10 protein-coding genes are annotated in these 15,088 nt (G+C 39.2%); 6 read left to right on the top strand and 4 right to left on the bottom strand.

All coding sequences use genetic code 11. From position 1 onward, the window contains the following. The 3 genes from HCU67_RS02000 to HCU67_RS01990 form a co-directional block, all read right to left on the bottom strand. Positions 1-1,640, bottom strand: a 1,640-nt coding sequence (locus HCU67_RS02000; protein ID WP_210423599.1) for a choice-of-anchor L domain-containing protein, incomplete at its 3' end; no start/stop codon positions are given. Between the two features lie 624 nt (positions 1,641-2,264). Further along, positions 2,265-3,611 carry a sugar porter family MFS transporter gene (locus tag HCU67_RS01995; RefSeq protein ID WP_168550937.1) on the bottom strand — a complete coding sequence of 449 codons (1,347 nt, stop codon included), beginning with the start codon at positions 3,609-3,611 and terminating at the stop codon, positions 2,265-2,267. Positions 3,612-3,639: 28 nt separating this feature from the next. Next, positions 3,640-4,878, bottom strand: a complete 1,239-nt coding sequence (locus HCU67_RS01990; protein ID WP_168550936.1) for a 3-deoxy-D-manno-octulosonic acid transferase — start codon at positions 4,876-4,878, stop codon at positions 3,640-3,642. Between the two features lie 88 nt (positions 4,879-4,966). Here HCU67_RS01990 and HCU67_RS01985 point away from each other — a divergent pair, with 88 nt between their 5' ends. The 6 genes from HCU67_RS01985 (at position 4,967) to odhB (ending at position 13,633) form a co-directional block, all read left to right on the top strand. Next, complete coding sequence (locus HCU67_RS01985) at positions 4,967-6,118, top strand: DegT/DnrJ/EryC1/StrS family aminotransferase (RefSeq protein ID WP_168550935.1); 1,152 nt, start codon at positions 4,967-4,969, stop codon at positions 6,116-6,118. Between the two features lie 4 nt (positions 6,119-6,122). After that, a complete protein-coding gene (galE, locus tag HCU67_RS01980) occupies positions 6,123-7,160 on the top strand; it encodes a UDP-glucose 4-epimerase GalE (protein ID WP_168550934.1) in 1,038 nt (345 codons plus the stop codon). Positions 7,161-7,242: 82 nt separating this feature from the next. After that, entirely contained in the window at positions 7,243-8,520 is a 1,278-nt protein-coding gene (locus HCU67_RS01975) for a metal-dependent hydrolase family protein (RefSeq protein ID WP_168550933.1), read from the top strand. 93 nt (positions 8,521-8,613) lie between these two features. Then, the gene (locus HCU67_RS01970) at positions 8,614-11,424 is read left to right on the top strand and encodes a 2-oxoglutarate dehydrogenase E1 component (protein ID WP_168550932.1); all 2,811 of its coding nucleotides are present in this window, start codon (positions 8,614-8,616) and stop codon (positions 11,422-11,424) included. Between the two features lies 1 nt (position 11,425). Beyond that, positions 11,426-12,388: a M23 family metallopeptidase gene (locus HCU67_RS01965; protein WP_168550931.1), complete on the top strand. Its 963-nt coding sequence runs from the start codon at positions 11,426-11,428 to the stop codon at positions 12,386-12,388. Positions 12,389-12,412: 24 nt separating this feature from the next. Next, entirely contained in the window at positions 12,413-13,633 is a 1,221-nt protein-coding gene (gene odhB, locus HCU67_RS01960; protein WP_168550930.1) for a 2-oxoglutarate dehydrogenase complex dihydrolipoyllysine-residue succinyltransferase, read from the top strand. Positions 13,634-13,698: 65 nt separating this feature from the next. Here odhB and HCU67_RS01955 read toward each other — a convergent pair whose 3' ends face one another. Further along, positions 13,699-15,051: a cytochrome-c peroxidase gene (locus HCU67_RS01955; RefSeq protein ID WP_168550929.1), complete on the bottom strand. Its 1,353-nt coding sequence runs from the start codon at positions 15,049-15,051 to the stop codon at positions 13,699-13,701. Positions 15,052-15,088 lie beyond the last annotated feature (37 nt).

Genomic DNA, 15,088 nt, shown 5'->3' with positions numbered 1-15,088 from the left:
TCCCGGGGAGTACCCCCAACGGAATCACAATCATTAAGTGGGTCGGTGCTATCCGTATTTACCTCGGTATCGTTATCAATTCCATCGCCATCACAATCAGCAGTTCCCCATGCGGCTGAAGGTGTAACACTCTGGTTCGCTAATACGAAGTCACATTGATCATCAGGGTCGGTACCATCGGTGGCTTCTTGGGCATTGGTCACCCCATCGCCATCACAGTCGGAGGTTCCCAGGGGAGTACCCCCAACGGAATCACAATCATTAAGTGGGTCTGTTCCATCGGTATTTACCTCGGTATCGTTATCAATTCCATCGCCATCACAATCTGCAGTACCCCATGCGGCGGAAGGTGTAACGCTCTGGTTCGCCAGAACGAAATCACATTGGTCATTCTCATCGGTACCATCTATAATTTCCTGGGAATCGAGTACCCCATCTCCGTCTGTATCTATATCGGAACTACAAGAACTTGGAGCTGTTGTTACATTGCTGTTGGTGAATGTACAAGATGAATCGTCAGAAAAGTTTGCGGTTAATTCTATAGCTCCACCATCGGCGGGAAGCTGCACATTCGAAAACGTATGGGAAGTGGCAGAGCCCAGTGCACCAACAGGAATCGAAGCAGCGCCATCACCTGAGAGTAGTAATAGTCCTTCACCGTCAGGGTTTACATAGTTAACTGTAATATCAGCTGTAAAGAAATCATCGCTGGTATCGGCCGAGGTACCATTATCGTTACACGCTGAGATGTTTGCAGCCGTGATTGAGGTTATGCTACATTCTTGAATTCCAAAAAGTTGATCTATAAAAACAGCTGAATCCAATGCAGAATCTCCGGTATCAGCAATGGCGATTTTGAAGCGATAGGTGCCAGTATCAGATAATCCAGTTATTGTACTAGTAAAGGCCTGGGTAATACCATTGTATTCTGTTGTTACTGAAAAAGCTCCAGAGTTAGTGTTGCAAGCTGCAGCATTTGGATCATGTCCATTATTTATATACTGTGCCCCTTGGGTCAAATCAGTTGTGGTCCCATCTTGATTACAACCTAAAAAACCTGCATTCACGGTGTTAACAGCAACTGGATTGGATGTTCCAGGAACCGTAGCAATATTTTCAGTTCCCGTAATTCCCGGTCCTGAAACAAAAAAGCCAAATATGTCATTGAACACGGATCCTACATAATCAGGATATTCTTCCGATCCAAATTGGTAGATAATACTGACGCCTGAGTAAGTAGGGTCTAAATCAACATCGAATGAGAATACAACAACATCGTTATTGGCGGTAGCATTAATTGCTACAATATCAGCATCATTATAAGTTCCTGTTGTTGCATCAGTACTTGCTTGTGTACCATTGTTGTTAGGAAAGGCATTAGTGCCGTTCGCCCCAAATGCTTGGGTAACACTACCAGTAGTTAAAACTACGCCAGTATCAATTTGAAAATTAGCTCCTGCCAACCCATTAGAGAAAATACCAACCTGTGTATTACGATCACCATTTTCTAAGGTAGGATTGCTTAGGGTCAAACCAACACTTTCCAACTCGGTTAAAAGATCAGCATTAGCTGAACCACCAGCAAAAGTAGCTTGCCCAATTGCAGTTAATGGCAGTAAAAAAAGTAGTAGTAAATACAATTGACCACAGACCGTGAAACGTATTTTTTTTGTCGTAATAATTTGTTTGAAAGTAGTTAACGGTTGGGGTAGCATTGGTTATTTGTGTTATCTATACTTTAAATTTAGCACCTTTATTGGCTCAATCACAAATATTTGTAAAAAATATACCACTCGGAATAACTATGTTGTCAACAGCTTGAATAGTGTGGTATTTCAAGGTTTTTACACGATTTAAATGCTTGAAACCATTAATCCTCCAAAAGCGATGCGACTTCTTTTAGAAATGGGGGTTGATTGAAAATTAGGAATTTTTCTGAAAGTAAGGTGTATAAAGGGTACAAAAAATCCCACAAAATATGGCAAAACGCCAATTTTCTGGGATAATATTGAAAAGGGTAGACTTTAAAAGTCTCCTAAAGAATTCCGAGGAAATCCAGAAGAATACAAACTGGGATTGCAATTAATATTGCCACTAGTGCAAAAATCATCAATCGTAAAAATCCTTCTAAAAAATTGGTTCCAGCAGATGCCATAATTGTTTGATTTTGAACTACAATGTAATTAATTTTTAGGAGTAAACTCCCTATTTCTTTCAATAAAATCGACAATTGGCCCTTATCACGGTTGAGCTGTAGAATATGACTATTCCTTTCCCCTCAATTTTTTAGCAAGTTCCTCTAATGAGACTCCTTTTGTTTCTGGCATCAGAAAAATCACAAAAAGAAGTTGTAAAACCATCATTGCGGCAAAAAATAAGAATATGGGATAAGGGTTTTCACTAAACATGGCCAAGAAAATGGGTGCAAGCAATGTGATTAAAGCAGCAAATACCCAATGCGTACCAGTGCCCCATGATTGACCGTAAGCTCTAACTTTATTTGGAAATATTTCTGATATAAATACCCATATGACCGCACCTTGCCCAATAGCATGTGATGCAATGAACAGGAGAATAAAAATTAGTAAAAGTGTAGAATTCGAATCGCTATAAAAACACCACCCGACCATAGCCAAACTAATGATGTATCCAATAGAACCTAGATACATCAATTGTTTTCTGCCCAAGCGGTCAATTAAGGCAATTCCGACAAAAGTGAAAATCAAGTTAATTACCCCGATTGAAATGGAACTAAAAAGGGATTCACTAGTTGCCAATCCAGCCTGTTCGAGAATACGGGGGGCATAATATAAAATAAAGTTGATACCTGAAAGCTGATTAAAAAAGGCCAGTAAAAATGCCAAGAGCAAAGATTTGTTGTATTTGCCAGAGAAAAGTTTCTCTTTTTCTGAACTAGCCATTTGTTTTAGTCCAGTTTTTATTTCTTCTAGCTTTTTTGAAATTTCATTTTTTGTCCATCCCAATAAACCAAAGGCCTCTGTTATGGTCTCATCATCTTTTTCTTTGAGTAGCAACCATCTTGGGCTGTTCGGTATTCTCAAAACCAGGATACTGTAAACCAAAGCTGGTATGCCTTCAACTCCCAACATATAGCGCCAAGCAACATCATCTTCAAATAATGTTCCTATCAAATAGTTCGATATAAATGCTATAAGAATCCCGAAAACGATATTGAACTGATACATAGCAGTAAGCCTTCCCCTATTCGAAGACGAAGAAATCTCAGAAATATAAACTGGGGCTGCTACAGAGGAAGCACCTACCCCAAGCCCTCCAATAAACCTAAAAAAAGAGAAAAGATAAGGGTCTGTTGCAAGGCCCGAACCTATAGCAGAAACGAAGTACAATACACCAATCCAAAAAAGTGTTTTTTTTCTCCCAAGTTTATCACATGGAATGCCTCCAAAAATAGATCCAAATACCGTACCCCAAAGGGCCATGCTCATGATGAAAAAACCATGAAAAGTTGGACTTGTATTCCATAATCGCTGAATTGGCAAATCAGCCCCACTGATTACTATGGTGTCAAAGCCAAATAAAAAACCGGCCAGGGCGGCAGTAAGAGATATTCCAAGGATTTTTTTGTCCATTATTGGTTGGTTTAGGGACTAAATCTACTCAATTTGGAAGAATGTAATTGATATGTGCAAGAATTGTTTTTGTAGCACCCCGGTTCTGTTGAACAAATTCCGAATTGATAGTCCCTTTATTAAGCCTAAGTGCATCGTTTGTTAAAAACTCGTCCAATAAAATTTTAAGGTCTTCTTTATTTCGAATAGGAAACAAACCACCCTTTTTGACTAACATCTCCGCTTCGGCAAATCCAGTGTAATTGGGCCCAATAATTACGGGTATCCCAAATACTGCTGGTTCTAAGGTATTATGCAAACCCGTTTTGAAACCTCCTCCTACATAGGCAATGTCTGCATAGCTATAAATTTTAGTCAATAAACCGATATTATCAATAATAAGCACATCAAAATTCGAAAAATCCTCATTTTTCCTATTCGAATAAAGAGCTGTCTTCTTGGTAATGGATGCCATTAATTTTGAGATATTTTCGGCTTTAATGGTATGGGGTGCAATTATGAATTTTCCGGAATCAGAACTATTTATGTATTCAAGCAATATAGCCTCATCTTCTACCCAAGAACTGCCAGCTACTATACATTTTTGATTGCCTTTAAATCGTTCTATATGTTCAAGATGGTTATCACCTTCCAAAATTTCCACCACCCTGTCAAATCTGGTATCACCTGATACTTCTGTATTTCTATATCCTATGGTCTCCAGTAACATCTTTGATTCTTCATTTTGAACGAAGATTTTCGAAAATCGTCTTAAACTATTACGGAGAAAGATTCCATAGATCTTGAAATAAATCTGATTTTGTTTAAATATCGCCGAAATAAGCAATGTTGGAATCTTTTGTTTTTCCAGTTCATTCAAAAAATTCGGCCAAATCTCATACTTAACGAAAATGGCAAGTTCTGGACATGTAATGGCCAAAAACCTTTTGGCATTTTGTACAGTATCTAACGGTAGATATGAAATAACGTCTGCCACCTTAGAATCTTTTTTTACTTCATAGCCAGATGGGGAAAAGAAGGTCAATAAAATCTTATGTGAGGGATAATACCTTTTTACTGTCTCTAAGACTGGTAGGCCTTGCTCAAATTCACCTAAAGATGCGGCATGAAGCCAGATTGTTCTATCACTATGTTGAAAATTTTCAGTTAAGAAATCGAAAACTAGTTTTCTACCAGTGACAAACAGTTTCAGTTTTGAATTTATTGGGGCCAATACTTTAAGAACCATGCCCGTAATTGAGATAAAAAACGAATAAATGGTATTCAATTATTTTCCTTTTGGCGAAAGTACGTTTCTTTGGTCAAAGGCAATAAGACAGGTCTTTTTTCTTACTTTTGCGCTCTAAATTTAGTCCATGCGAAAAATTCAAATGGTTGATCTTCAAGGCCAGTTTGAAGGGATAAAAGAGCAAGTAAATGCTTCATTTGATTCAGTTTTAGAGTCCGCGGCATTCATTAATGGTCCGGAGGTGAAGGAATTTCAAAAAGAACTTGAAAATTATCTGGGTGCAAAGCACGTTATTCCTTGCGCAAATGGTACTGATGCATTGCAAATATGTATGATGGGCCTTGGTCTAAAACCGGGAGACGAGGTTATCACGGCTGATTTCACTTTTGCAGCTACAGTTGAAGTGATAGCCTTATTAGGTCTTACTCCAGTTTTGGTGGATGTCGATGAGGAAACTTTTAATATTGATATCGCAGCCTTGGAAAAAGCAATAACTCCTAAAACCAAAGCAATAGTTCCCGTGCATTTATTTGGTCAATGTGCCAACATGGAAAGAATTTTAGATGTCGCGGAGCGAAACAACCTTTTCATTATTGAAGATAATGCCCAAGCCATCGGAGCTAATTATACCTTCAAAAACGGACAAAAGAAAAAGGCCGGTAATATTGGGCACGTAGCCGCTACTTCTTTTTTTCCATCAAAAAATTTAGGTTGCTATGGTGATGGTGGTGCTATTTTTACGAATGATGATGAACTTGCTCATGTAATTCGCGGAATGGTCAATCATGGTATGTACGAAAGGTATCATCATGATGTGGTTGGAGTTAATTCCAGATTAGATTCACTTCAGGCAGCAGTGCTTCGTGCTAAACTTCCGAAGTTAGACGAATACAATGCTAAAAGGCGCAGCTCGGCAAAAAAATATAACGAACGACTGGCCGGGCAAGAAAATATAATATTACCCAAAACAAACAACGGTTGTGAAGGAATTTGCAATAGTTGTGATTGTCATGTTTTTCACCAATATACATTGCGCATAACCAATGGAAAAAGAGATGCTTTGGTCAAGCATTTGAATGAAAACAATGTTCCTTGTGGGGTTTATTATCCTATTCCGTTGCATCGGCAAAAAGCCTACAAGGATGAAAGATATGACGAAGCTGATTTCCCAATTACCAATCAACTTGTTCAAGAGGTAATATCCCTGCCAATGCATACTGAGCTGGAAGATGAACAGATTGATTTTATAACCGAACTAGTTCTAAATTTTTTAAAATAAGTAGATGGGTAGAAAAATACTTGTTACCGGAGGCTTGGGTTTTATCGGCTCGCATACAGTTGTTGAACTGCAGAATGAGGGGTTTGAAGCTGTAATTATTGATAATCTTTCTAATGCTGATGAAAAGGTTGTCGATGGTATTGTCGCCATAACAGGTAAGCGGCCAATTTTCGAAAAATTTGATCTTCGAGAGAAACGACTGGTCCAAGAATTTTTCAAGAAATATTCAGATATCGAGGGTGTTATTCATTTTGCTGCTTCCAAAGCTGTTGGTGAAAGTGTTGAAGAGCCTTTGATGTATTATGAAAATAACTTAGGTGTTCTGACATACATTCTGCAAGAATTGAAGAATAGAGAAAAATCCAATTTTATTTTTAGTTCTTCTTGCACCGTGTATGGGCAGGCTGACAAGATGCCAATAACCGAAGATGCTCCGGTCAAACCTGCAGAATCACCCTATGGTAATTCCAAACAAATCGGTGAGGAAATAATAAGGGATACATGTAAAGTAACATCACATTTGTCGGCCATAGCATTACGGTATTTCAATCCTATTGGTGCACATCCAAGTGCTGAAATAGGAGAATTACCAATTGGCATACCACAAAATTTGGTGCCTTTTATTACTCAAACAGGAGTCGGCCTAAGAGATGAACTTTTGGTGTTCGGGGATGATTATCCCACTCCAGACGGAACCTGTATTCGAGATTATATACATGTAGTCGACCTGGCCAAAGCACATGTTGCCGCAATGAAAAGATTACTTGAAAGCAGAAATGATTCAAATTTTGAGGTTTTTAACTTAGGGACAGGGACCGGAAGTTCTGTTCTCGAAGTTATTCAGAGTTTTGAACGAGTATCGGGCGAAAAGTTAAATTATAGAATTGCCCCGCGTCGGGAAGGTGATATTGTTCAGGCCTACGCTGATACTCGAAAGGCAAACGATGTTCTGGGTTGGGTGGCAAAATCTTCTCTGGACGAGGCCATGAAATCTGCCTGGGACTGGGAAAGGAAAATAAGAAGCTATCAAGTTTCTGTTTAGCAATATTTACAAAAAGAGGGGGCGAATGCTCCTTTTTTATTTTCATTACATTTAGAAGACTGAAACCAACCTTTTTAAAAAAATGAAAGCACTCTTTACCGCTGTTTTATTCGTTAGTTCATTTACCCTTTTTGCTCAAGATATTTATTTGCATTGTGGGGCTATTCTGGATATTGAATCTGGCCGCTTGAACAATGAAAAAACAATAATTGTTTCAGGTTCGATAATTAAATCTGTACAAAATGGCTTTGTTGAACCATCAGATAACGCTACTGTCGTTGATTTAAAAGATAAAACGCTTTTACCTGGTTTTATTGATATGCATGTTCATATTGAAGGTGAATCCAGTCCAACACGTTATTTGGATAGATTTACAAAAAACCCAGCTGACGTTGCTTTGCAAGCAACAGTATATGCCAAACGAACCCTAATGGCAGGTTTTACTACAGTTAGGGATTTAGGAGGTTCAGGAGTGAACATTGCATTGCGAAACGCAATAAATAAAGGTGTTGTTGACGGTCCTAGAATTTTTACCGCAGGAAAAGCAATTGGGACCACAGGAGGCCATGCTGATCCAACTAATGGTGTCCGCAATGATTTAATGGGTGATCCTGGACCAAAAGAAGGTGTAGTGAATTCACCTGAAGATGCAAAAAAAGCTGTTCGTCAACGTTACAAAAATGGAGCAGATTGTATTAAAATAACCGCTACTGGTGGGGTTATGAGTGTCGCTAAAAATGGTCAAAATCCTCAGTTTACTGAAGAAGAGCTGAGGGGTATAGTAGCTACAGCCAAGGATTATGGCATGTTGACTGCAGCTCATGCCCACGGTGACGAAGGAATGCGGAGAGCGATTAAAGCAGGAATCAAAACCATCGAACACGGTACATTGATGGAAGAACCGACCATGGACCTAATGATACAACATGATACCTATTTAGTTCCTACTATTTCAGCAGGAAAGGCCGCTGCCGCTATGGCCGACATACCTGGGTTTCTTCCCCCTGTTGTTGCAAAAAAGGCCAAAGAGATTGGTCCTGTAAGCCAGCGAACGTTCAAAAAAGCCTACGAAAAAGGGGTTCCAATTGCATTTGGAACTGATGCTGGGGTATCAAAGCATGGAGAAAATGGTAAAGAATTTCGATTTATGAATGAGGCAGGAATGCCAATTATTGATGCTTTACGGTCAGCAACATTAACTAACGCCATGTTGTTGGGTATGGAAAACGAGTTGGGGCAATTAAAGAAAGGTTTTATTGCTGATATTGTTGCTGTTGAAACAAATCCCCTAAATAATGTAGCAACACTTGAAAATGTCGTTTTCGTTATGAAAGAGGGAAAGGTTTACAAGAATCCTTAACGACTTCTTAATTCTTTGTTGCAGTACTATAACAACTATTTTGGGTTGTTGATTTATTGTACTTTTGACTAAAGTTTCTGAAGTACTATCCATATGGATAAATTTTCTTTTTTAAATGCGGCTCATACCTCATTCTTTTCTGAGCTCTACAACAAATATTTAAGCAATCCTGATAGCGTTGAGCCCAGTTGGCGCGCTTTTTTTCAAGGTTTTGATTTTGGAATTGAAAGCCAATTGGATGAATTGGATATTCAACCAGCACAGGCTAATAGTGGTAATGCAATTACAGCTAGGGTTAATGGACAAGAGGTGGAATTGCCGAAATCTTTGCAAAAAGAATTTCAGGTTGTACGCTTGATTGATGGTTACCGATCCAGAGGTCACTTGTTTACTAAAACGAACCCCGTTCGAGAACGTAGAAAGTATGAGCCTACACTGGAAATTGAGAATTTTGGTTTAGAACCTACTGATTTAGAAACGGTTTTTGATGCCGGTAGTATTATAGGAATAGGTCCAAGTTCTCTTAAAAAAATAATTGACCACCTTCAAAGTATTTATTGTGATTCCATTGGGGTGGAGTATATGTATATACGAACACCTGAACGCATTCAGTGGATTCAGGATTGGTTGAATGTCAATGACAACCATCCTAGTTTTTCCAAAGATGAAAAGAAAAACATTCTTCGAAAATTAAATGAAGCGGTCTCTTTTGAAAGTTTTTTGCATACGAAATATGTAGGTCAAAAACGATTTTCGTTGGAAGGTGGTGAATCATTAATTCCAGCATTGGATGTTATCATAGAAAAGGCAGCTGATACAGGGGTAAAGCAGTTTGTAATGGGAATGGCCCACAGGGGCCGACTCAATGTGTTGACAAATATTTTTGGAAAAAGTCCAAAAGATATTTTTAGTGAATTTGACGGCAAGGACTATGAAGAAACCATTTTTGATGGTGATGTGAAATACCATTTAGGATGGACTTCAATGCGAGAAACGGATTCTGGCAAGATGATGAATATGAATATCGCTCCTAATCCATCGCATCTTGAAACAGTGAATTCCATTGTTGAAGGCATTGCAAGAGCAAAACAGGATAGCTCTCATCAAGAAAACACTTCTGAAGTTTTACCAATATTAGTTCATGGTGATGCTGCTTTTGCTGGCCAAGGCGTCGTTTATGAAACAATTCAAATGGCACGTTTGGATGGTTACACTACTGCCGGAACAATTCATATAGTAGTGAATAATCAAATTGGTTTTACAACCAACTATTTAGATGCACGTTCCTCAACTTACTGCTCCGATGTAGGCAAGGTGACACTTTCTCCGGTGCTCCACATAAACGCAGATGATGCTGAAGCAGTGGTCCATGCCGCTACATTTGCTTTGGAATATCGAATGCGTTTTAAGCGCGATGTCTTTTTGGATTTATTGGGTTATCGTAAATACGGTCACAATGAAGGTGATGAACCTAAATTCACCCAACCTTTGTTATACAAAGCGATATCAAAACATAAGAACCCAAGGGATATTTATGCCGAGCGTCTTTTGGCTGAGGGAGTCATCGATGAGAATTATGTTTCAGAGCTCGAAGCGAGATATAAAAAAGAACTGGAAGAAGACTTGTTGGATTCCAGAAAAGTTGAGAAAACACGGATAACTCCATTCATGCAAGACGAGTGGGAAGGTCTAAAAAGGGTGACTGAGGAAGAAATGCTCAAACCAATCGAAACCAAATATCCTATAAAGAAGTTGGATGAGTTGGCCGATAGTATTTCTAAACTGCCTGAGGGGAAGAAATTCTTAAGGAAGATAGAACGGTTGATTGGTGCGAGAAATAAGATGTATTTCGAAAACAACCAATTAGATTGGGGTATGGGTGAATTGCTGGCCTACGCCTCATTACTTGAAGAAGGATTTAATATCAGGATCACAGGCCAAGACGTTGAACGAGGAACATTTTCCCATCGACATGCAGTTATAAAAACAGAAATGCACGAGGAGGAAATCATCCTTCACAATCAATTGGGTAAAAACCAAAATGGACAATTTGATATCTACAATTCGCTTTTATCAGAATATGCAGTAATGGGTTTTGACTATGGTTATGCCATGGCCAATCCAAAGACCCTATGTATTTGGGAAGCTCAATTCGGAGATTTTAGTAATGGTGCTCAAATTGTAATTGATCAGTATTTGTCAGCGGCCGAAGACAAGTGGAAACTCCAAAATGGATTGGTGTTGTTCTTGCCACACGGTTATGAAGGACAAGGAGCCGAACACTCTTCGGCAAGAATGGAACGTTACCTGCAGCTTTGCGCCAAAGACAACATGTATGTTGCCGATGTTACCACCCCGGCTAACTTATTCCATTTGTTACGAAGACAAATGAAGGCGAATTTTAGAAAACCTCTTGTGGTGTTTACGCCAAAAAGTTTACTAAGGCACCCTAAGGTGGTTTCCACCAAAGAAGAATTAGCAGAGGGAGGCTTTCAAGAAGTCATTGACGACAATGATGCAAAAGTGGCCAAAATAAAATCCTTGGTTTTTTGTACTGGTAAATTCTATTACGACCTTTTAGCTAAAAAAGACGAACTAGGAAAGGAGGATGTTGCTCTAGTGCGCCTTGAGCAATTGTTTCCCCTTCCAACAGAACAGATGAGGTCAGTTATTAAGAAATACAAAAATGTTGACGAAATCGTTTGGGCACAAGAAGAACCAAGAAACATGGGAGCATGGGGCCATCTTTTAATGCATTTAGATGAGGCCAAGTCATTTAGGGTAGCTTCAAGACGTTTTTATGGTGCACCGGCGGCTGGTAGTTCAGTTCGATCACAACGCAGACATGCAGAAGTCATCGATTACGTATTTGATAAGGAGAAGGACAATTTTGTGAGGAGGTAATATGCATCGATTTTTACCATTGTTTTTACTGATGTACTTTATTGGGTTTTCTCAAGATGAGAATCCTTCATATGCTGGTAGGGCTCTGGATTTTTTACAAGCTTATAACAACTCGAACTATAAGTCGATTTTTGACATGTTTGATGTGAATATGAAAAGAGCTTTGCCGTATGAAGAGACAATTGATTTCTTTAGTCAAACAGTAAAAAGGCCAATGGGCGAAATTGAGGATATGCAGTTTTTAGAAATTAAAAATGGCGGCCATATTTATAGAACACGATTTAATAAAGCGGTTACTGATATATTTTTCAACCTCAATGCGGCGAATCAAATAAGCGGGCTCTATATATATCCTCCAAAACCATTCGATGTACCACGAATTGAAAGAAATAGTACATTGATGCAACTCCCTTTTAATAATGAATGGTTTGTTTTTTGGGGTGGAACAACTGAAGAAGATAATTATCATGTCGCCTATGAAAATCAAAAATTTGCTTTTGATTTGGTAAGGGTTGTAAATGGTAAAACATTTAGTGGTGATGCTGAGAGAAATGAAAATTATTTTGCTTTCGGACAGGAAATCGTAGCACCCTGTAAGGCACAAGTAGTTGAAATAATAGATGGCGTTAAAGACAATGTGCCAGGAGTAGTGAATAGTTTTGACTTGACTGGCAATACCGTGGTTTTAAGAACTGATGATGATGAGTTTTTGGTTTTGGCCCACTTAAAGGAGAACTCGATTGTTGTAGAAGAAGGACAAGAAGTTAATGCAGGTGAAGTTTTGGCCCAATGTGGTAATTCTGGAAATTCGTCAGAACCACACCTTCATTTAAGTTTGCAGAATACCCAAGATATGGCCAATGCCATTGGTGGTAAATTGTATTTTGACAGTATTTTGGTCAATGGTGAAACCCACAGGGATTATTTGCCAAAAAAAGGAGAGTATATTAGTAATTCGAATTAAACGAGTACACAAAAGTTTGATTTTATGGTTTTAGAAATGAAAGTCCCTTCACCGGGTGAATCAATAACTGAAGTAGAAATAGCGGAATGGTTAGTCGAAGATGGCGATTATGTTGAGAAAGATCAGGCCATTGCAGAAGTTGATTCAGACAAAGCTACCTTAGAACTCCCAGCTGAGGAGAGCGGAACAATTACCTTGAAAGCCGAGGTAGGCGATGCTGTAGAGGTGGGCCAAGTTGTTTGTTTGATTGATACCAGTGCAGAAAAACCATCTGGCTCTGCAAAATCAGAATCTAAACCCGAACCCAAAAAAGAAGAACCTGCCAAAAAAGAGGAGGCCAAAAAAGAGGAGAAGGTTAAAGAAACCTATGCTTCTGGAACACCTTCACCGGCAGCTAAAAAAATATTGGATGAAAAGGGGATTGCCCCTGGTTCGGTAAATGGAACGGGTAGGGATGGTAGAATAACAAAGGAGGATGCTCTTGAAGCCAAAGCTTCAATGGGTTCTCCAACAGGTGGCAGTAGGGGTGAAAGTCGTTCAAAACTATCTATGCTGCGCAGAAAGGTGGCAGAACGCTTGGTTTCAGCTAAAAATGAAACAGCCATGTTGACTACCTTCAATGAAGTTGACATGTCTCCAATATTTGAATTGCGTAAACAATACAAGGAAGAATTCAAAGAAAAACATGGTGTTGGCTTAGGTTTTATGTCGTTCTTCACCCTGGCCTGTGTGCGGGCTTTGAAAATGTATCCAGCGGTAAATTCAATGATTGATGGTAAAGAGATGATTTCCTATGACTTCTGTGATATAAGTATTGCAGTTTCTGGTCCTAAAGGTTTAATGGTTCCTGTTATAAGAAACGCTGAAAATTTGACTTTTAGGGGAGTGGAATCCGAAGTGAAGCGATTGGCAATTCGGGCAAGAGATGGTCAGATTACCGTAGATGAAATGACCGGGGGCACCTTTACTATTTCGAATGGTGGGGTATTCGGGTCGATGTTGTCGACACCCATCATTAATCCACCCCAAAGTGCAATTTTAGGAATGCACAATATAGTTGAAAGACCGATTGTTAGAGATGGGGCTATAGCGATAGCTCCGGTTATGTATGTTGCCCTTTCCTATGACCATAGAATTATCGATGGGAAGGAATCTGTAGGCTTCTTAGTAGCAGTTAAAGAAGCCTTGGAAAATCCAACAGAACTATTGATGGATAATGACATAAAAAAGGCACTGGAAATGTAATTACATTTCTTTCTGAAAGTAAAAAAGGCCCCATTTTGGGGCCTTTTTATTTGCATACCTTATTTCTAGTTACATCCCATATCAAGTAGTGACTGTTCGTCTGCATTTGGGAAACAACTGGTGCCTAAAGGCGTGAATGCTGGAACATACCTTGAGAGGTTGGGGTCATACAACGAATTTTCAATAAACATAGTTAATTGTGATATTTCTTCATCTGTAAGACCCAAGGCCTGAAATTGGTCCGAAAGTCTTTCAGTTGGTACCAGATTATTTTCTGCAATTGCATTATTCTTATATGCAATGACTTCCCGCACAGTTGAAAAGCTCCCACCATGCCCTAAAAATTGCACATCCTTTAAATTGTAAAGCGTTGGTGTTTTGAATTTGTAATCATCATTTGAATCATTTGTGAATCCACCCCTACCTTTTGCCGTTCCCGCATCAACTTGTCCAATAACATCGTTTCCTGAAAGGTCGTTCATTCCGAGGGCATGAAATTCCATGCCATTAAGACCTGGACCAGAGTGACACTTCATACATTTAGCCTTTCCGAAGAACAATTGTGCGCCCTTGAGTTCATCATCTGACATTAGACCGGTTTCGCCCTTCAGAAATTTTTGAAATGGAGCTTCATTCGATAGTACCGTTCGCTCAAAGGCTGCAATAGCAAGACCAGCATTTTCCAATGAATATCGCTGGTCTATATCTATATCTGGATATGCTGCATCAAAAAGGGCTTTGTAGGCACCGTTGTCAATATTTTCAGGACTAACATTTAACCTGTGTACTCCCATACCGGCTATGGCCTGAATTTCCAATCCTTGAAAGCCAAGATTATTTCTTGCTTTTGGGGTGCCTTCCGTCCAACTAGCTTCTGTTCCTGCATTTGTACCGGTCGCTCCAAACTGACCGTTCCATAGCATTACATCTTGATAGGCAGTATTCAAAATCGTGGGTGAACGAATAGGCTGAACATCAATGGAATCAATCGGATAAAGTGAATTTGCAATACGCAATTCTCCAAACGTGCCGAACCCCCATCCACCTTCACCAATACCTTGTTTCATTCCACTTTGAAATCCTGCTTTCGCATGATGACAGCTGGCACACGAATAGGTTTTTAACCCTTCAGTTACCTTTGCGGCCACACCTAGTTCTGTTTCATGAAAAAGGAATTTACCCAAGGCAACTTTTTCAGCAGTTATAGGATTTCTTAGATCATTGGGTATTTGGGAATAAGCATCGCTTTCAGGTAAAATTAATCTATCTAAGGAACCTAAAAGCTCAGTGAGTTCTTCTCGAACCTCGTTTTCAAGATTCGAATCTTCGACCAATTGAAAATCAAAATCTGGTTCACAGCTTAAGAAAGGGAGTAAGGCCAATATATAAAGAGCAAGCCTTTTTGCTTGTTGGAACATGGGGTGTAGGATTTTTGTTAAAACGTAAAAATCCTTT

The organism is Croceivirga thetidis, assembly GCF_012272815.1.
In the GTDB taxonomy this organism is placed as follows: Bacteria; Bacteroidota; Bacteroidia; order Flavobacteriales; family Flavobacteriaceae; genus Croceivirga; species Croceivirga thetidis.
Note: the sequence above shows the minus strand (reverse complement) of the source record. Positions and strands in the feature narration are given on the sequence as shown.

What these genes read in the sequence shown, in the direction of transcription:
- HCU67_RS01995 (WP_168550937.1), bottom strand. Translation starts at nt 3,611, where the DNA reads ATGGACAAAAAAATCCTTGGAATATCTCTTACTGCCGCCCTGGCCGGT.
- HCU67_RS01985 (WP_168550935.1), top strand. Translation starts at nt 4,967, where the DNA reads ATGCGAAAAATTCAAATGGTTGATCTTCAAGGCCAGTTTGAAGGGATA.
- galE (WP_168550934.1), top strand. Translation starts at nt 6,123, where the DNA reads ATGGGTAGAAAAATACTTGTTACCGGAGGCTTGGGTTTTATCGGCTCG.
- HCU67_RS01975 (WP_168550933.1), top strand. Translation starts at nt 7,243, where the DNA reads ATGAAAGCACTCTTTACCGCTGTTTTATTCGTTAGTTCATTTACCCTT.
- HCU67_RS01970 (WP_168550932.1), top strand. Translation starts at nt 8,614, where the DNA reads ATGGATAAATTTTCTTTTTTAAATGCGGCTCATACCTCATTCTTTTCT.
- HCU67_RS01965 (WP_168550931.1), top strand. Translation starts at nt 11,426, where the DNA reads ATGCATCGATTTTTACCATTGTTTTTACTGATGTACTTTATTGGGTTT.
- odhB (WP_168550930.1), top strand. Translation starts at nt 12,413, where the DNA reads ATGGTTTTAGAAATGAAAGTCCCTTCACCGGGTGAATCAATAACTGAA.
- HCU67_RS01955 (WP_168550929.1), bottom strand. Translation starts at nt 15,051, where the DNA reads ATGTTCCAACAAGCAAAAAGGCTTGCTCTTTATATATTGGCCTTACTC.